18 protein-coding genes are annotated in these 17655 nt (G+C 54.8%); 11 read left to right on the plus strand and 7 right to left on the minus strand.

The genetic code is table 11. The features are described from left to right. Positions 1-4 precede the first annotated feature (4 nt). The 3 genes from MED297_RS20635 to MED297_RS20645 form a co-directional block, all read right to left on the minus strand. Complete coding sequence (locus tag MED297_RS20635) at positions 5-331, minus strand: hypothetical protein (RefSeq protein WP_008048534.1); 327 nt, start codon at positions 329-331, stop codon at positions 5-7. 201 nt (positions 332-532) lie between these two features. After that, positions 533-1285 carry an MBL fold metallo-hydrolase gene (locus MED297_RS20640; protein ID WP_008048535.1) on the minus strand — a complete coding sequence of 251 codons (753 nt, stop codon included), beginning with the start codon at positions 1283-1285 and terminating at the stop codon, positions 533-535. A gap of 124 nt (positions 1286-1409) precedes the next feature. Continuing rightward, complete coding sequence (locus tag MED297_RS20645; RefSeq protein WP_008048536.1) at positions 1410-2618, minus strand: ROK family protein; 1209 nt, start codon at positions 2616-2618, stop codon at positions 1410-1412. A gap of 252 nt (positions 2619-2870) precedes the next feature. Between MED297_RS20645 and nagE the strand changes: the two genes are divergently transcribed. Together nagE and ptsP are read left to right on the plus strand one after the other, a co-directional pair. Continuing rightward, positions 2871-4283, plus strand: coding sequence for an N-acetylglucosamine-specific PTS transporter subunit IIBC (nagE, locus tag MED297_RS20650; RefSeq protein ID WP_008048537.1), 1413 nt, complete (start codon positions 2871-2873; stop codon positions 4281-4283). Positions 4284-4299: 16 nt separating this feature from the next. Further along, a complete protein-coding gene (gene ptsP, locus MED297_RS20655; RefSeq protein ID WP_008048539.1) occupies positions 4300-6831 on the plus strand; it encodes a phosphoenolpyruvate--protein phosphotransferase in 2532 nt (843 codons plus the stop codon). 62 nt (positions 6832-6893) lie between these two features. Here the strand turns inward: ptsP and MED297_RS20660 are convergent, their stop codons facing one another. Then, complete coding sequence (locus MED297_RS20660) at positions 6894-7277, minus strand: DUF2237 family protein (RefSeq protein ID WP_008048541.1); 384 nt, start codon at positions 7275-7277, stop codon at positions 6894-6896. Positions 7278-7548: 271 nt separating this feature from the next. Here MED297_RS20660 and MED297_RS20665 point away from each other — a divergent pair, with 271 nt between their 5' ends. The 3 genes from MED297_RS20665 (at position 7549) to MED297_RS20675 (ending at position 10109) form a co-directional block, all read left to right on the plus strand. Beyond that, positions 7549-8025 carry an Hsp20 family protein gene (locus MED297_RS20665; protein WP_008048548.1) on the plus strand — a complete coding sequence of 159 codons (477 nt, stop codon included), beginning with the start codon at positions 7549-7551 and terminating at the stop codon, positions 8023-8025. Between the two features lie 83 nt (positions 8026-8108). Next, entirely contained in the window at positions 8109-8687 is a 579-nt protein-coding gene (locus MED297_RS20670) for an Hsp20/alpha crystallin family protein (RefSeq protein WP_008048551.1), read from the plus strand. A gap of 51 nt (positions 8688-8738) precedes the next feature. Continuing rightward, entirely contained in the window at positions 8739-10109 is a 1371-nt protein-coding gene (locus MED297_RS20675) for a DegQ family serine endoprotease (RefSeq protein WP_237613470.1), read from the plus strand. Between the two features lie 240 nt (positions 10110-10349). Here the strand turns inward: MED297_RS20675 and MED297_RS20680 are convergent, their stop codons facing one another. Next, the gene (locus MED297_RS20680) at positions 10350-10889 is read right to left on the minus strand and encodes a hypothetical protein (protein WP_008048555.1); all 540 of its coding nucleotides are present in this window, start codon (positions 10887-10889) and stop codon (positions 10350-10352) included. Positions 10890-11053: 164 nt separating this feature from the next. On the opposite strand from MED297_RS20680, the gene MED297_RS20685 reads away from it, so the two are divergent. Then, the gene (locus tag MED297_RS20685; protein ID WP_086004899.1) at positions 11054-11974 is read left to right on the plus strand and encodes a LysR family transcriptional regulator; all 921 of its coding nucleotides are present in this window, start codon (positions 11054-11056) and stop codon (positions 11972-11974) included. Between the two features lie 72 nt (positions 11975-12046). After that, positions 12047-12253, plus strand: coding sequence for a hypothetical protein (locus tag MED297_RS20690; RefSeq protein WP_008048559.1), 207 nt, complete (start codon positions 12047-12049; stop codon positions 12251-12253). 21 nt (positions 12254-12274) lie between these two features. On the opposite strand, the gene MED297_RS20695 is transcribed toward MED297_RS20690, so the two are convergent. Next, on the minus strand, positions 12275-13087 hold the full coding sequence (locus tag MED297_RS20695) for a helix-turn-helix domain-containing protein (RefSeq protein WP_008048560.1): 813 nt from the start codon (positions 13085-13087) through the stop codon (positions 12275-12277). Between the two features lie 268 nt (positions 13088-13355). Between MED297_RS20695 and MED297_RS20700 the strand changes: the two genes are divergently transcribed. Genes MED297_RS20700 through MED297_RS20715 form a run of 4 tightly spaced genes read left to right on the plus strand, consistent with a single transcriptional unit; the run spans position 13356 to position 15166 of the window. Next, positions 13356-13655 (plus strand): hypothetical protein, encoded by a 300-nt coding sequence (locus MED297_RS20700; RefSeq protein ID WP_008048562.1) that lies wholly within the window; start codon positions 13356-13358, stop codon positions 13653-13655. A gap of 9 nt (positions 13656-13664) precedes the next feature. Further along, complete coding sequence (locus MED297_RS20705) at positions 13665-14102, plus strand: GNAT family N-acetyltransferase (protein ID WP_008048563.1); 438 nt, start codon at positions 13665-13667, stop codon at positions 14100-14102. Between the two features lie 20 nt (positions 14103-14122). After that, positions 14123-14698, plus strand: coding sequence for a GNAT family N-acetyltransferase (locus MED297_RS20710; protein ID WP_008048565.1), 576 nt, complete (start codon positions 14123-14125; stop codon positions 14696-14698). Further along, a complete protein-coding gene (locus tag MED297_RS20715; RefSeq protein WP_008048567.1) occupies positions 14699-15166 on the plus strand; it encodes a DUF4275 family protein in 468 nt (155 codons plus the stop codon). 134 nt (positions 15167-15300) lie between these two features. Here the strand turns inward: MED297_RS20715 and MED297_RS20720 are convergent. Further along, positions 15301-17655, minus strand: a 2355-nt coding sequence (locus tag MED297_RS20720) for a glycoside hydrolase family 3 C-terminal domain-containing protein (RefSeq protein WP_008048568.1), incomplete at its 5' end; no start/stop codon positions are given.

A 17655-nucleotide genomic window follows, 5' to 3' on the forward strand; every position in this document is an offset into this window, starting at 1 on the left:
CGAATTATCGACGTCCGGCACCCGGTGGCGGACGATTGCAGCAATGGGCATCGTTAGACAGTGCATTGCTTAGGGCGTTGGAATCCACATAGCGGTACCAGCGATCGCGCCACTGATTGCGCCAGTGGTGAATGCTCCCCGGCTGGGCCTGGTGCAGTTTGACCACTATGTCTGGCCAGTGCACTTCCGTGACCTGGTAGCGGAGGATCAGGGTATTCCGTTTGTGGTCGATCGAGCGCAGCGGCAGTGGGGCTAAGCGGGCTTTAACGTCAGCGACATCTTCAGGGCGTACATGCCATCGTCGTGTCATGGTGAATGCGGAATCGGTCATTGCTTGCAGGTCCGAAATACATGAAAACCCTCGTCCGTGAGCAAGGTGCGTTGAATGGCGGAAATCCTCGCCGCGATTCGGCACAGAGTAACAAGGCACTGGCCTCAACGACCTCTGCGTTAGCCGCAGTATACGTCGGTGACCCTGACTCCGACCAGCGGCGAGCGCACTCACCGGCGCAAGCATTGCGTAAACGAAGGTTCAACCCCGGCTGCGTTGCAGTACCCGCTTTAGACGATATTTCGTAGCCCGCCAATGGGTTCTCGGTTGCTGCGGTGTGTGTACCTCAAAACAGGGGTGACCGTCGCGTGTGTCCAGTTCTCCGCCGTGGGCCAGCAGGACCCAGTCCGGTTTCAGATCGCGGATCTTCGCGACCGATTTCCGATAGCGATTCGGGTGAAAAATCGGCCAGGGCGTGATGAAATTCTCCCGGACTTTCACCATCAGGTCGGCGACGTAAATCCGATGCGTCGGACGATGCCACAACGAAATATCACCATTGGTGTGGCCTTGCGTTTCCAGCACCTGCCACTCGTCGAAGCTCGGCAGCGTATCGCCGTCGTGTAGAATCAGATCAGGCTTGAGGATCGGCGAGTACCAGAGGTGTTTCATCTTCTTGCCCTGTCGCCGGGCCACGTACCAGGTTAAGGCGATGTCGGTCAGGTGCATGGTGCGCCCGTGCAGGCCCTGGTACCAGGCGCGCTCGGCGTCGCCGGTGGCGATTTTGCAGCCGGTGAGTTTCCGCAGCGTATGAGCACCGCCGGCATGATCCGGATGCATATGGGTCACGGTGATCAGTTTCAGATCGGTTACCGGACGTTGCAGGGTGTCACGGATAAAACTGAGCACAGACGTGACATCGGCCCGGCAGCAGCCGTCGAGCAGCAGTAACCCCTGTGGGTAGTCCACCAGATAAATGTTCTGAATGTAGCCTTTGAGTGTATGCAGTTGCATGGTGTTGGGTAATGCGATTATGAAAGCGGCAGTGTATGTCGAACGATCCGTTCTTTACCAACTTCGCGCGTATTGGCAACGGCATCGCATGAATGATGACCGGGCCTCCGTGATTGCCGGTCGATCAGTCATCAGTAAACAGGGTATGGAAGATATCGCCTTCCAACAGCCCCTGCCGAACCAGCGCATAACCACTGTACCAGGGGCTGTCGTAAATGTCGGATCGCAACAGCTCAATGGGTTTCAGGCCACGCACCTGAAGGCTTTTGGTTTTAAGCTGTTGTTCCAGTACCGGATGAATCAGGCTCCAGGCTTGTGTCACGGCTCCGGCCAGAATGATGCTGTCTGGCCGGAACAGGTTGGCGACTGTCGCCATCGCGGTTCCAATATGGGCGGCGGCTTCTTTCAAGACTGCAAGGGCGTTTTCGTTCAGTTCGCCGGCGGCTTGCAGGACATCCTGAATTGTCTCAGCTCGTTCGGTATCCACAGATTGAAGCGCCTGACGCTGATTAAAGTGTTCAACGATGGCCGAGTCGGAGACTTCGGTTTCCAGACAGCCATAGTTGCCGCAGATGCAGGGCTTGCCCAGACGGTCGATCTGGATGTGCCCGATCTCACCGACACCGGTGCCACTGTACAGTTCGTTGTTGAGGATAATCCCGGCACCGACCCCGTTGTGAACTTCGATGAACACGCTGTTACGAGCATGAAAGGACGCGCCGATCTGTTTTTCAGCCAACGCCATGGCAGAAGCAAAGCTGTTGATGTAACAGGGCATTTCCAAAGCGTCGGTGATGATGTCGGCCAGTGGCAGTTCGTGCACCGGCACATGCGGCATGAAGTTAACGATGCCACGGTTGGCATCGACCAGCCCCGGCATGGTGACGCCAATGCCGACCACGTTGCGAACCTGATCGGCATGAGTCGTTAAGAAGTGCCGTAGAGAGCGGGTGAGTTGCGCCACGAACTCATCTTCATTGTCCGCGTTGAGCGGTTCCGCTTCCCGCTGCAGCAGGTTACCGGAGAGATCGCAAAGACCCACATAAAGGTGCTGTCGATCAGCCCGTGCCGCCAGTATCTGTATATCGTCGGTTTTGGGGGCCAGCAATACGGCCTTGCGGCCACGTTCGGACTGCTGCTGGGCAACTTCGTGCACCAGGTTCTGTTCGATCAATAAGCGAGTGAGCTTAGTGACGCTGCCGGCAGCGAGGTCTGAAACCTCAACCAGCTGTGTTCTGGAGATCAGTCCGTATTCCACGATGATTCGGAACAGACGCATCAGGTTGTACTGTTTGACGCTGTCCAGATTGGCCACCGGGTTGGTATTGGTCACGCTGTTGCCCCTTTTTAAAAAAATCGTCGACTCGGCTGCTTTGTGACCATGCTAACAGTTTTCGTTGAGTTTCAGTCACTTAGCGTGCGGATCGGCTTATTTAATTCATTCTGAAAATTATATTAGCACTAAATCGTGTTGTTTTTTGTGTTGAATGGTTGAAAACCGACCTTTTCAGCGCTAGCCTAGGTCTATTAATTCACAGCGTGAATTATTAAATCACAATAACAAGACTCTGAAAGAGGTAGAGATATGAACGTCCTCGGGTATCTACAAAAACTGGGTAAAGCGCTGATGCTGCCCATCGCCGTCCTGCCGGTCGCAGCCCTGTTGTTGCGCTTAGGCCAGCCGGACCTTCTTGGCATTCCGTTTATGGCGGAAGCCGGTAACGCTATTTTCAGTAACCTGCCATTGCTGTTTGCGATGGGTATTGCCGTTGGTTTATCGAAAGACGGGGCTGGTGCGGCGGCTCTGGCTGGTGCTGTCGGGTATTTTGTATTGACGGCCGCGGCCGGCACCATTAACCCGGACATCAACATGTCGTTCTTCGGCGGTATCATTGCGGGTATTGTGGCCGGGCACAGTTATAACCGTTTCCACGCGACTCAGTTGCCGCAGTACCTCGGCTTCTTCAGCGGTAAACGATTGGTGCCGATCATGACCGGCCTGATCATTCTGGTGGTTGCCTGGGTAGCCGGTTATGTCTGGCCCTTTATTCAGAACGGTATCGACGCCTTCGGTCATGGTATTGCCGAGTCCGGCTCCGTTGGCCATTTTCTCTACGGTACCCTGAACCGAGGCCTGATTCCGTTTGGTCTGCACCATGTCCTGAACTCTTATTTCTGGTTCGGGCTGGGTGACTTCACCAATGCCGCGGGCGATCTGGTGACCGGTGACCTCAACCGTTTCTTCGCCGGCGATCCAACAGCCGGGGTCTTCATGGCCGGTTTCTTCCCGGTGATGATGTTTGGTCTGCCAGGCGCTGCGTTGGCGATGTACCTGACCGCGAAGCCTGAAAAACGCAATCAGGTCGGTGGTGTGCTGTTCTCAGTTGCACTGACGTCTTTCCTGACCGGTATTACGGAACCGCTGGAATTCATGTTCATGTTCATGGCGCCGCTGCTGTATGTGGTTCATGCGGTACTGACCGGTTTGTCGCTGGTACTGGCGAACGCCTTCAACATGATGGCGGGCTTCGGTTTCTCGGCAGGCCTGTTCGATATGGTCCTCAACTGGGGTCTGGCAACGAACCCCGTTGCACTGGTGATTCTTGGTCTGGTGTATTTTGCCGCCTACTTTGGCATCTTCTATACGCTGATCCGGGTTTTGAACTTGAAAACGCCGGGCCGTGAAGACGACGACGCTGTGGTTGCCGCCAAAGGCAGCAGTCAGCCAGAAACGGCTTCGGGTGCGACAGGTAAAACCGCATTGGCACAAAGTTATGCCCAGCATCTGGGCGGTTGGGACAACCTGACCAAGATTGATGCCTGCATTACCCGTCTGCGTCTGACACTGAAAGATACCAGTGTCATTGACGAAGCCGCCATTAAAGCCCTTGGTGCGGCCGCCGTTGTCCGCATTGGCAGTAACAACATCCAGGTGGTGATCGGACCGGAAGCTGAAATCATTGCCGACGAAATGAAAGTTTTAAGTCCCGCGGTCTGATTACACAGGTGACGTTATGAATGCGCAAACCCAAACCCTTCGACTCATCGCGCCGCTCAGCGGCGTCCTGAAACCGATTGAGCAGGCCGACGATCCGGTGTTTGCTCAGCGGTTGGTCGGAGATGGCTGTGTCATTGATCCAGCCGATGACACGCTCCTGGCGCCGTTCGATGGTGAAGTAACCCAGCTACACGACGCTCATCACGCCGTGGCGATTCGCCACAACAATGGCGTTGAGGTTCTGATGCACATCGGCGTCGACACGGTCACTCTGAAAGGGGATGGGTTTGAACCGTTGGTTAGCAAAGGTGATCGGGTCACGCAGGGGCAGGCATTAATCCGCTTTTCGCGCCCGGTGCTGGATCGCGCTCAGCTCAGTGTGCAATCGGCTGTTTTACTGACGACCGGTCAGACGGTACCTGGTGAGATTCACAGCCGGAATGTGAAAGCCGGTCAGGATGAGATCATAGTCTTGAGCGCCGCTGGCGAGGTGGACGCTGAGCCGTCGGCTGGTCAGCCGACTGGCCCGGTTCTCACCGGGACGGTTGTCATCCGTAATCCACAGGGATTACACGCCCGGCCTGCTGCGCGGTTGGTGCAAGCTGCGAAAGCGTTCGATGCACAGCTGACGGTGACGCGCATCGACGATGGTCGTGAAACCTCAGGCCACAGTGTGACCGGTTTGCTCGGTTTGCAGACGCAGAACGGAACGGAACTTACGTTAACCGTTAGCGGCGCGCAGGCGCAGGCCGCGCTGGACGCCGTGACCGAGGCCATTAATGCCGGCTTGGGCGAGACAATAACTCAGGCCGGCTCGGAGTCCGAAACCTTCCCTGAAGAACCTCCTTTGTTAAAGGCATCCGACGACACCGATAACCGGTTACGCGGTGTCAAAGCGGCGGGCGGCCTGGCGATTGGTGCGTTGCAGTTTCGTGATCATGAGTTGCCATCCTTTCCGCAGGAAGGCGTCGCGGTGGAAGAGGAGCTGGGGCAGCTGAAATATGGGCTGCTGCAAGCGCATAAAACCCTCGATGCCCTGATCCAGCGGCTGGAAGATCGACGGTTGGGCACTCAGGCCGATGTCTTCCGGGCGCACGCCGAGTTGCTGCAAGACCCGGCACTGATCGATGCGGCTCAAAACCTCATTCGCGACGGGGCCAGTGCCATGTATGCCTGGGAACAGGCTTGCCTGAGCGAAGCCGCCCGACTGCGTCAGATGGATGCGCCATTGTTGCAAGCGCGCGCATCGGACATTGATGACATTCGACTCAGTGTTCTGCAAAGCTTAATTGGTATTCAGCCGGCGACCGACAACCCGGATCGTCCGACCGTGTTGGTGCTCGATGACCTGACGCCCTCGGAAGTGGTGGCGTTGGATACCGACACCGTGGTTGGTGTGGCCACGTTGGCCGGTGGTGCGACCTCTCATGCGGCCATTCTGGCCGCGTCCGTCGGGTTACCCTATCTGGTGAATCTGGATCCGGCGATTCGATCCGAGGCAGAGGGGACTGTGTTGATCCTCAATGCCGACGAAGGCTGGGTCGAACCGGCTCCGGATGAACAGGACGTAGCGCGGTGGCGCGCGTATCAGCATGAACAACTGGACCGGTTTACTCAAGCGCAGGCGGAGGCCGCGCTCCCCGCGACCACGACCGATGGCGTGTTGATTGAAGTGGCCGCCAATGCTGCGAGCGTGGAACAGGCGCAGCAAGCGCGTGCCGCCGGTGCTGATGGGATCGGTTTAGTGCGCTCAGAATTTCTCTACCTCGACCGGGCCAGTGAACCCGGGTTCGACGAACAGGTGACGGTGTATCGTGACTTGCTCGCCGCTATTGGCCGGGAGCGTCCCTGCATTATTCGCACGTTGGATGTCGGCGGTGATAAACCCCTGCCTTATTTGCCGATGCCCGCCGAAGAAAATCCGTTTCTGGGTGAGCGTGGTGTACGCATCGGTCTGAACAAGCCGCACCTGTTGCGCAAACAGATCCGCGCCATCTTGGTTGCCGCCGACGGTGGGCCGGTACGCATCATGTTTCCGATGATCGCCAGCCTGGAAGAGTTTCGGGCCGTGCGCCAACTGGTGCAGGACGAACAGGATCGCGCCGGCAATGAAAATGTCGACGTCGGTGTGATGATCGAAGTGCCGTCAGCGGCCGTCATGGCCGATATGTTAGCGCCGGAGGTCGATTTCTTTTCCATCGGTACTAACGATCTGACGCAATATACCTTGGCGATGGATCGTGGGCATCCGAAGTTGGCCGCTCAGGTGGACGCGTTGCATCCCGCCGTATTGCGGTTAATTCATCAAACGGCTCGTGCCGGTCAGCAGCACGGTAAGTGGACGGGCATCTGCGGCAGTCTGGCCAGCGATCCTGAGGCCACGGCCTTGTTGATCGGGTTGGGTGTGACTGAGTTGTCCACCAGTTTGCCGGCCTTACCGTTGGTCAAAGCGCGTGTACGACAGGTGTCTTTGGAAGACAGTGAGCGATTAGCCAAGCAGGCGATGCGCTGCGCGAATGCGGCGGAAGTGCGGGCACTGTTGTCTTAATTTTTTTTGGAGTGACTGTCGTTCAGCCCGACTCTGGTCGGGCTTTTTTTTACCGGTTCAGATCAGGACAGATCCAGCGCGAAATCGCGCAGCTTATCCAATGGGACGATCTCCAGGGCACGCTGATGCGTTCGGCTAAGATAAACTCGCGGTGCTGCATCGTTATCCCAGGCTTCCAGCCAACGCGCCGCACACAAGCACCAGGCATCACCGGGTTTCAATCCCGGGAAACCAAACTCCGGACGGGGCGTCGATAAATCATTGCCCAGGTATTTGGAAAAGGCCAGAAACTCAGCCGTCATTTCGGCGCACACGGTATGAGAGCCAGCGTCTTCATCGCAGGTGTTGCAGCACCCATCGCGAAAAAATCCGGTGATCGGATTCATGCCACAGGGAATCAGCGGTTCGCCGAAAACGTTCAACGAAGGGGCGGGTTCATAACTCATGCACTTGCCTTTTGTGTGGGGTTTTAATGACTCGAGTGTAGTGGGTTGTTCGCCGGTTTCCTATGGGCTGACACCAACCTTACGTGTTGCCGTGTCGGTCGACCTTCTTAGAAAAATCCGCTACAAAACGGCGGAATTTTTATAAAAAATTTGCCTGAAAATTCCTCTTGAAACCGATTTAGACGACCCTATTTTACGCATTGCAGAGAGGTCTCTCAGAGAGTCTCTGCGCATTGTTTTTGTTTTATATTGCTCAATAGGAGAATGTATTATGAATGCAATCGACCTCACCCCACTCTACCGAAGCAGCATTGGTTTCGACCGACTGGCGAACCTGCTCGACAGTGCTTTTTCTGTCGACTCAAACACCAGCACGTACCCACCTTACAACATCGAGTCGCTCGACGATAACCGCTACGCCATTACATTGGCCGTGGCTGGTTTTAAAGAAGAGGACATCGAAATCGTAGTCGAAAAAGGTGTATTAAGTGTCAAAGGCAAAAAAGACGCAGATGAAAAACGTAAGTATCTGCACCAGGGCATTGCCAACCGAGCCTTTGAGCGCAAATTTAACCTGGCCGACTTTGTTGAGGTGACCGGTGCCGAACTGGTGAATGGTTTGCTGACGATTTCGCTGGTGAAAGAAGTGCCGGAAGAAATGAAACCGAAGAAGATCAGTATTTCATCGGACACTCGGGTGCTGGAGCACAGCCGAGGCGATGAAGGCGGCAACGATAAAGCTGCCTGATCGGTTGTTTCGGAAAACAGGGGCCGACACCGGCCCCATCCAGATAGCTTTCAAACGAGTCATGCCGACTCAGGAGGTGAGTGATGAAACTGGATAGACTGAACCCTTGGAACTGGTTTAAACACGAAGAAGGGCTGACCGCGCAAAGCGATCAGGTCCCCGTACAAAGACGAGACGATGCGTTACCGCTGGCCTCTGCAACCGATCCTTTCTGGCAGTTGCATCGAGAAATGGACCGATTGTTTGACAGCGCCTTCCGGTCGTTCGGGTTTCCGCAAATGCGCCCCGGATTAATGGACGAAACACGTCGGTTGACCGATCAGTTGCCGGCGTTCAAGCCAAATCTGGACGTGTCCGGTTCAGACGATCAATATGAAATTACGCTGGACTTACCGGGCATGAAACAGGACGACATCGACATTGAAGTCCACAACCGAACCTTGACCATCAAAGGCGAGACTGAATCAAAATCCGAACAGGACGATCGTAAATATTATTGCGTTGAACGCAGTTACGGTTCGTTCCAACGGACCCTGGCTCTGCCGGAAGATGCCTCAGCTGATGACATTCAGGCATCCATGAAAGATGGCGTTTTAACCCTCAAGGTGCCACGTGTGGCTCTGGCCAAAGACGACGTCAAACGGATTGAAATCGCCTCATAACCCATCGGACCGGTGCAGTCGCACCGGTCTTTTTATTGGAACCTTCACATCATGATGCAAACACTTTTCCGTTTACCGGGACGACGCTGTGCGGCAATTCTGGCGAGTCTGTTGTTGGTTACCCCGGCGTTCGCCGTATTGCCAATGACCGATAGCCAGGGCAACCCCTTGCCCACGTTGGCGCCCATGTTGAAATCGGTCAATCCGGCTGTGGTTAACATTGCTACCTACTCCACTCAGCGCTACGACAATAACCCCCTGCTGAACGATCCGTTTTTCCGATACTTCTTTAACATTCCCGATGCTCAGCGAGCACCGCAAAAGCGTCAGCAAAGCGCCGGGTCGGGCGTGATCGTTGATGCTGAAAACGGCTATGTACTGACGAATTTTCACGTCATTAACGGAGCCGATGAGGTGCAGGTTCAGCTCATCGACGGACGCAGTTTGCAGGCCGCGGTGATGGGAACCGACCCGGATCTGGACATCGCGGTACTGAAGGTGAATGCCGATAATCTGACCGACGTGCCATTCGCGAACTCAAACGCGTTGCAGGTGGGCGACTTTGTCGTGGCCATTGGTAATCCGTTCGGGCTCGGACAAACCGTCACCACCGGCATTGTCAGTGCGTTGGGCCGCAGTGGTTTGGGTATTGAAGGCTTTGAAAACTTTATTCAGACCGATGCATCCATCAACCCCGGCAACTCCGGCGGCGCGTTGGTGAACCTGGCCGGTGAGCTGGTGGGCATTAACACCGCCATCCTGGCCCCGTCCGGCGGAAATGTCGGCATTGGTTTTGCGATTCCGGTCAACATGGCCCGCGCCACGCTGGAACAGATTCTGGAATTTGGTGAGGTGCGCCGCGGACAAATCGGGATTGCCGCTCAGGATTTGACACCGGACTTACGTAACGCCTTTGGCCTGCCAACCGGGTTGCGCGGCGTACTGATTGCCGACGTACTCGACGGATCATCGGCGTCCGACGCCGGTCTGCAACCGGGGGACATCGTGTTGAGTCTCGACGGTCAGCCGGTTACGTCGGCGAATCAATTGCAGTCGATACTGGCGACAACGGCCATCGGTCGCACGATTGATTTACGCTACATTCGTGGTCAGCGCGAACGCACGGTTGAAGTGACCTTGCAGGACGCCTCCACCCTGCTCTCCCTGGATGATGAACTGCATCCGTTACTGGAAGGTGTGCGCTTTGAAAACAACGAGCGCGGCGGTGTTCGGGTGATGAACATGGCGCCGACGTCGAGAGCAGCGTATGCCGGTTTACGTCCGGGGGATGTGGTGACGGCCGTTAATCGGCGCCCGGTGCGGGACCTCTCCGCCCTCAATGACGCTTTGCAATCCGCCGGACGCGAACTGCTGCTGAGTATCGTGCGCGATAACCGATCGTTTTATGTGGTCATCCGCTGACAGAACAACGGTCGGTCGGAGACTGCCTGCAGGCGATTTGAGAGTGCGGTTTGGTTTGCCATGGATGGTCGCGAGCAGGCTCGCTCGTACAGTGTGGCGGCGGTATTGTAGGAGACTGCCTGCAGGCGATTTGAGAGTGTGGTGTGGTTTATCTTGGATGGTCGCGAGCGGGCTCGCTCGTACAGGGTGGCGGTGGTTTTGAAGGAACGCCGGAGCGCAGCAGTGCGCTCCGGCATCGGGTCAATCGATTTTCGGCATGGCCCGGGCGGACGCGTGTGTGAGTTCGGCACCGGAATAGACATCGGGCATGGGGCGACGTGTTCTTGGCTGCAACCCGGTGATGTCGGGCTCCACCGACCACAGCGCAATGTTCCATGCCTCAGCCAGCTGCTGCACCGCCGCGTTGATGGGCGTGGCTTCCGCTCCGAGGGTGCCACGGTTCATTACGATGACCTGAGGGGCCAGTTGAGCACACAGCGAAATCAGTAAGCGATCCGGCGAACGCGATTCAACGTGAAACTCAAATGACAGGTTCGGGTAACGTGGCGTCAGTGCCTGCACCAGCCGATCCAGCGCTTCACACTTCAGACTCATCGACAAACGATTCATCTGCGCTTTCTGTTGCGGGTTTAATGCCGGTGTTGCCGCTGCGACCGTCCCGGCCTGGGCAACCAGATGCACGGTGGCATGGCGGTCGTTGAGTTGTTCGAAGATCGCGTCATAGCGCTCACCGAACGTCTGATGATCGACCACGGGTAAAATAACAGTGAAATCGCTCATGGCCCTTCCTCCTGTGATTGGGGGTAGGACAAGCATGCCTCGGAAAGATCATCGATAAAAATCGATGTTTTTTATGATTATCATAGATAAAAAGCTATGCTTGTTGATCGTCAGTGATTATCCGGGCCGGATTTGCACCACCGACCCTCATGCAGAGGACCGTCATGAACATCAACCGCTTAGGCACCCTCCGTCAATTGGAGATACTGGTCGAGGTGTATCACCGAGGGAGCATTTCCGCCGCCGCCGAAACGCTCAACCTGTCGCAACCCACGTTGTCGATGCAGCTGAAAAAGCTGGCCAGTCAGAACGACATCATTCTGTACAACCAGGTTGGCAAGCGACTGGTGTTCACCGAAGCCGGCGAGGTCATGGTCACCAGCGCCAAAGCCATTCTCCGCGAACTGACCGCCCTGAACTCGCAGCTTTCCGAGTTGCACGGTCTGACACGCGGTACCTTAAAGCTGGCCGTGGTTACCTCGGCGAAATACTTTACCCCACACTTGCTGGGACCGTTTTGTGAGCGCTACCCCGGTATTGATGTACAGTTGAAAATCGGCAACCGTGAACAGGTGATTGAGCGGCTGGCGCAAGCCGAAGATGACTTTTACGTGTTCAGTCATAACCCGGACATGCGCCACATCAGCGCTATCGAATTTCTGCCGAACCCGCTGGTACCGATTGTCGCGAACGATCACCCCTTGGCCAAGCGGAAAAATCTGCAGTTAAACGACCTGCTTGACGAACCCTTTCTGATGCGCGAAACCGGCTCCGGCACCCGGCGTGCCATTGATCGGTTTCTGGCTGAACAGAATGTGTCGCTGAACGTGCGGATGACCATTGAAAGCAACGAAGCCATTAAGCACTGCGTCATGTCGCACCTGGGTATGTCGATTCTTTCAGCGCACGCGTTGAGTTTTGGCGGTGACGAAGGCATTGTCCGTTTAGAGGTGGCGGGCTTTCCGATTGTGTCGCAATGGTCGTTTGTCTGGCCAAATGAAAAAACGCTCTCGCCGGTGGCCGATGTGTTTTTGCAGTACCTGCAGACTGAAGGCCGGCAAACGTTGGATGCGATGGCGTATTAGAGGTGCGGGTCCGTTGACTCTACCACGCCAGAAGGACAAGCTAACCGACCAACAACACAACAGAGACCGCTCATGAAAACCTTTGACTATAAAATTATTGATACCCGAGACGTCGACAAGGCCGGAATGTTCAAAGGCCGTAAGCGTGAAGACATTGAAGCCTATCTATGTTCGCTGGGCGCGGAAGGCTGGGAACTGGTAAATGTCGACTTTCGTGAACTCGAAGGTGGCCTTGAGTTTGCGGGCATCATGAAAAAGGCGATCGAACCCAACCGGTAGTCGTCGCTTTCCTCTTTCCGATTAACCGAGGCTGGTCAAAACCGGTGCGGAGAGACGTTGATGATGTTTTTTCAAAGCGCCCGGGCTGTGACCGTATTTCTTTTTGAATGCCCGGATAAAACCGCCTTCCGATTCAAACCCGCTCATCGCGGCCACCTGTTTGATCGGTCGGTTCTCCGAAAGCACCGTCAGTGCATACTCCATACGGCATTGGTTGATCATCTGATAGGGCGTCAGATCGGTTTTGCCACGAAAAATATTGTGCAGCTGTGACACACTGACCAGCGCAGCTTCCGCCACATTGTCCACGGTCAGAGCCGGGTCGCTGAAACGTTCGGAAATAAACTGAAAGGCCTTGTCGAAAGCCAGCGCCGAGCTGTGTGAGACGTTCTGAAGCTCGGTGTTGTATTGCGGCTCGCTGTGAATTTTCAGCGCGCAATAGAGATATTCCGCAAATTCCGGATCATCGACATGGTCGGACAGACGACGCAATGCATCTTCGGCAAACTGCCGCGCGCTGATCACACCGGTCCAATGATTCATTCTTGAACGCCGCAGGCTGCGACCGGGGTTAGTCTTCAGTGCCAGGATCAGACACTCATAGGGGACGCGCTCGCGGGTACTGGCAATGGTTTGGTCACCGGGCTGATGCCAGATCAGATCACCCGGACCGACACGTTGTTCACCCTGCGGCGTTTTCAGAATGGCCTGCCCATCCAGTACCAATTCGATTTCTTCGCGGCCGGGATAAATGATGCGCGGCAGGTAGTGCCGGTCATAGGTCTGAAACGACATGAGCGACAGCAACGTCGCCACGTAAGGTGTGTTGGGCATGATCAGCGTTCTTGTTGTTTTTATAGTCTGATCATTCTATGACCTTTGTCATGGAAAGTTTGTATCAAAGTATTACACGAGGAGCGGTGGCGTGAATGATCAAATTGACACGGTATGAAGATGGCCGCAAGATTGGTTCTTGGTGTTGATTGCGAAGCACGGACTTTTCCCTGACGACTTAGAGCGGGCGTTTAGGCTGCAACGGACCCGTCCGATGCTCTGTTCCGATGAAATAAACTAACAACCCGAGTTGAGTAGTGATGAACATATGACCATAGGGAAAGGAGGGTTTGCATTGGCTAGATCAGATAAAACGATAACTCTGAGAGTCTTTAATGCGGTGTGCAGTTTGTTTTTGCTCGGTGCAATCGCTTACGCACTGTTCATCAGCATGAATTTAATTGTTATCACTATTATTACTGCCTCAGTCGTTGCGGTTGCAACGCCCGTTGTTTTGGCCGGTGAAGGGGTGCTAGACGTATTGCTCGGTATTCTCGAGGTGCTTATTGAAGGTTTCGTCGAACTTATTGCTGGTATCGTCAACTCAATAACCAGTCTTTTTGGCTAGCGGATTAAGATGAACATTGAGCAAGTCCTGTCACCATCTCCAGAGCTAGTTGCTGAGCTTTCTAATCTCTTTCATGCCTTTACCATTAGTCGGCTTCCTGATTTACCACCCGAATCGGAAGACAAGATATTCATGGTTACGGCACGTTCTGAGTCCGGTGTCCTTCAGGGCGGCATATTGGCTAATTGTTATTGGGACGGCCTCGAAATCGAAACGCTTTGGGTTGACAGTCAGCAACGTGGTCAGGGGTTAGGGTCGATACTTCTTGAAAATGCGGAAGCGTTTGGCATTCGCCATGGGGCTGTGATTTCATTTTTAAAAACTATGGAAGCGAAAGCGTTTTACGAAAGCTGCGGATATGAGGTGTATGGTGTCTTGGAAGACCGACCGATCGGCACACTGCTCTATCACATGAAAAAACGACTGATTAAAGCGGTTTCAACTTGAAACGGATCCTACTAAATCCGATGAACTCACTCCCAATAATCACCCTCAGAAAACCCCGAGACGACGAAGCCGAAAGCCTCTATCAACTCATGATTTCCGATGAGCAATGGACTGAGTTTAACGGGCCTTACTTTGGCCATGTGCGTCCAACCTACGATGAGTTTTTAGACGGGTTGTTTGCCAAACTGAAAGCCGGGGATCAATCACTGGCGATTGATTATGACGGTCGTCTGATCGGTACGGTCTCCTACTACTGGGAAGATGAACAAACCCGATGGTTGGAAGCCGGCATCATTATTTACGACAGTCACCAGTGGGGGCGAGGCCTTGGGCGAAAAGCCCTCGTGCCTTGGGTAACTCACCTCTTTGAAACACTGGAGATTGAGCGGGTCGGCATGACAACCTGGTCCGGCAACCCTCGTATGGTCGCCAGTGCCGAGAGCATCGGTTTTCAGGTAGAAGGACGATTACGAAAAGTCCGTTATTATAAGGGCGTTTACTACGACTCGATTAAACTCGGTGTGACGAGGGAGGAATGGGAATCAAAGCTAAAAACTACCCAAGCCCAAGATTCCCTTTTAGCAGGTGAACTCTAGATGGAACCCTTTGTGGAGATTTTTCCCGGTCGTGTACTGCGTATATTAGAACCAAGTTCGGCAGCCGCGATAGAAACACAATGGATGAATACCTTTTGTCACAATAAACAGGGCGTTAATACGCGTCAGTATAAATGGCACATTTTCAGCAGTGGTCGGTATGAGGCATTGGAAGGCAAGCTGGCCGTTGATGCGTATGAACGACACTCGGCAACAGAGTTTTTTGTCTTATCAAATAGCTCACAAGAAGTGATCGTCACCGATTTACGTCCGCAAGCTCTGAGCGGCACCGACTGTTATGTGTTTCCTGTCAACATGGCATGGACCATGGCGTTTACGCATGAAGAAGACCGGCTTGGTCCTTACTTTGCCAAACACAGACAGTATGATCGTTTGGAAGCTGACAATGCTCGCTTAGTGAAGAAACAACAGCAAAAAGAGCAGGCGATAAAAAACGGTTGGTTATAGGGTGAACGATGAACCAAGTTATAACAGGTCACTGGTCTGTATTGGTTATTTGTTTTGCCCTCACCATTAAAAGTTCCTTTCGACAGACACAAAAAAGGCCGGCAAAGCCGGCCAAATGACTAACACCTGAAGAACTACTCTAGAATTCGGATGTTATCGATCTGGAAGTGCACATCGTTGTGGGCTTCATTCCAGTTCGGCAAAACTTCCAACACAGTGCCGACTTCGCTGAAGTCGATCTCCGCCGCGCTGTAATCGGCAAACACAATTTCATTGGTCACCCAGGTATCGAGCGCGCTGTTTAACACGATGTCTCCGGTGGAGAGGTTGCCGGGGCTGACCATCTTGCCCCAGATTTCCGTCGCACCGGCATAGTCGATCACTTTCAGGTCGAACTGAACCTTGGTCAGCGCCGTCAGGTTATGCTCGGTTTTGAATGGGAACGACACGGTGGCTTTCGGACCGGCAGCGACGTCGTGGTTGCCATACAGGATATCCAGCGCCAAATCGCCCGCGCCTCTATCGATTTCGGTAACGGTGACATAGCCAGGTATGCCGCTCCAGTCGGTCGCGCTTTTTGCAGTCCAGACGGTGGGGTCATTGAACATATCCGTATCGGCAATGCCGTCAATGTACACGTCGGTGCTGGTCGTCAACTCAGGAGCGGGGTCCGGTTCAAAGCTGGAACAGTCCGGATCGCTGCCGGCGGTAAACGGCATCCAACGCACGTCTTCGATTTCCAGATCGAGACCGGCATCGTCAGCCCAGATCAGGAAAGGCGTGTTGATGTTGGTGACGTCGAGACCCGAGAAACACTGTAATGGAATCGACACATTGCTCCACTCACCCACCGTCAGTGCGCTCAGGACCGGCGCAATGTTCACTTCACCCAGGCAAGGGTAAATGCAGTGTGCACTGAGGTTCACCGCATCTGACTGTGGCGCCACATTCACTTTCACGCGGAACTGAATCGACGTTTCTGAGTTGGCATAAGGGGCCAGGTCGGTGCCGGTTTCAGCATCATTGTTTTGCAGATAGATCTGACCGTTGCCAATCCAGCGAGCGCGCTTGGCGCTGTATTGCACGGCCCCGTCGGTGGTGGTAACCACGATGTCGGTTTCGGTGGCATCATTCGGTGTGGTATCGGTAGTCGCAAGCGGGTCGACACTGACTTCGGTGCCGTTCCAGTTGGCTGGACCGCCGATGCGCATCACGTAATCGCCCTGCGCGGTGCCGGAGCTGAAAATATCCAGCGGCTCGTTGGTCGTTCCGGCTTCGGTGATGTCCGGTGCGCCGCAACCACGATCCGATTCGGTTTCATCCAGCAGATCAACCGTGGCGGTGTCATCTGCTGTCAGGCCATACCCCAACGCAAACAACGGTGTCTGACCGTCGCCGGTATTCACCGGAACCTGACAGTCTTCAGCCGGCCAGGAATACGACAGCTTGCCGGTAAAGGACACATCACCAAACAGCACATCGGCCACGCCCTTGCCTTCGGAGCCGGGTAACCAGGCACTGACAAACGCGTCCGACAGGTTCAGTTCCGGGTTCATCCACAGCGGACGTCCACCGACATATACCGTCAATACCGGCGTGTTGGGATCGTTCACGTCAAGATCGGCCAGTAATTGACTGGCGGCTGGGTTCTGGTCAGCAAAGGCCATGGTTTCGAATTTACCAATGTCACCGTTACCTTCGGCGTATGGCGTTTCGCCCACCACCGCAATAATAACGTCGTAACTGCCGTCGGCACCGGAGCCGTCTTCACTGAAGGTGACACTGCCAGTGCCCTGCGCGATGCGTTCCTGCAACCCGGCGAGAATCGTATCGCCGTTCGGGAAATCCGCATTGCTGTTGCCGGTACCCTGCCAGGAGAGCGTCCAGCCCCCGGTCTGATTCTGCAGGCTGTCCGCCGAGGCGCCGACCACCAGGATCGCCGCGTCATCCGACAGCGGTAACAGGTCGGCATTGTCTTTCAGCAGGACCAGCGATTTCTGTACGGCTTCACGAGCCAGGGCGCGCATCTCGTCGGTGGCCAGTTTACTGTCGTCACCGGCGTCCAGGCGCAGCGATGGCTTGGGTTTATCAAACAGACCTGCACGGTATTTCACCCGCAGAATGCGACGAACGGCATCGTCGATGCGATCCATCGAGATCAGACCGTTGTTCACATCCGCAATGGTGTTGGTGATGAAGCCTTTCCAGTCCTGCGGCACCATCATCATGTCGATACCGGCGTTGACCGCCTGTGCACAATGGTCATTGCTGCAGCCAGTTACCTGGCCCTGACCGTTCCAGTCCGAAATGATAAAACCATCGAAGTTCATCTTGCCTTTGAGCACATCGCTCAACAGGTAATCATCGCCATGGATTTTTTCGCCGTTCCAACTGTTAAACGACGCCATCACGGTTTGCACACCGGCCTCCAGTGACGAGTAATAGCCTTGACCATGAATGTTGATCAGCTCTTCCTCGGTCGACAGGTA

The organism is Reinekea blandensis MED297, from assembly GCF_000153185.1.
In the GTDB taxonomy this organism is placed as follows: Bacteria; Pseudomonadota; Gammaproteobacteria; order Pseudomonadales; family Natronospirillaceae; genus Reinekea; species Reinekea blandensis.

Coding starts and splice junctions, on each gene's coding strand:
- MED297_RS20635 (WP_008048534.1), bottom strand. CDS start 331: ATGACCGATTCCGCATTCACCATGACACGACGATGGCATGTACGCCCT.
- MED297_RS20640 (WP_008048535.1), bottom strand. CDS start 1,285: ATGCAACTGCATACACTCAAAGGCTACATTCAGAACATTTATCTGGTG.
- nagE (WP_008048537.1), top strand. CDS start 2,871: ATGAACGTCCTCGGGTATCTACAAAAACTGGGTAAAGCGCTGATGCTG.
- ptsP (WP_008048539.1), top strand. CDS start 4,300: ATGAATGCGCAAACCCAAACCCTTCGACTCATCGCGCCGCTCAGCGGC.
- MED297_RS20660 (WP_008048541.1), bottom strand. CDS start 7,277: ATGAGTTATGAACCCGCCCCTTCGTTGAACGTTTTCGGCGAACCGCTG.
- MED297_RS20665 (WP_008048548.1), top strand. CDS start 7,549: ATGAATGCAATCGACCTCACCCCACTCTACCGAAGCAGCATTGGTTTC.
- MED297_RS20670 (WP_008048551.1), top strand. CDS start 8,109: ATGAAACTGGATAGACTGAACCCTTGGAACTGGTTTAAACACGAAGAA.
- MED297_RS20675 (WP_237613470.1), top strand. CDS start 8,739: ATGATGCAAACACTTTTCCGTTTACCGGGACGACGCTGTGCGGCAATT.
- MED297_RS20680 (WP_008048555.1), bottom strand. CDS start 10,889: ATGAGCGATTTCACTGTTATTTTACCCGTGGTCGATCATCAGACGTTC.
- MED297_RS20685 (WP_086004899.1), top strand. CDS start 11,054: ATGAACATCAACCGCTTAGGCACCCTCCGTCAATTGGAGATACTGGTC.
- MED297_RS20690 (WP_008048559.1), top strand. CDS start 12,047: ATGAAAACCTTTGACTATAAAATTATTGATACCCGAGACGTCGACAAG.
- MED297_RS20695 (WP_008048560.1), bottom strand. CDS start 13,087: ATGCCCAACACACCTTACGTGGCGACGTTGCTGTCGCTCATGTCGTTT.
- MED297_RS20700 (WP_008048562.1), top strand. CDS start 13,356: ATGACCATAGGGAAAGGAGGGTTTGCATTGGCTAGATCAGATAAAACG.
- MED297_RS20705 (WP_008048563.1), top strand. CDS start 13,665: ATGAACATTGAGCAAGTCCTGTCACCATCTCCAGAGCTAGTTGCTGAG.
- MED297_RS20710 (WP_008048565.1), top strand. CDS start 14,123: ATGAACTCACTCCCAATAATCACCCTCAGAAAACCCCGAGACGACGAA.
- MED297_RS20715 (WP_008048567.1), top strand. CDS start 14,699: ATGGAACCCTTTGTGGAGATTTTTCCCGGTCGTGTACTGCGTATATTA.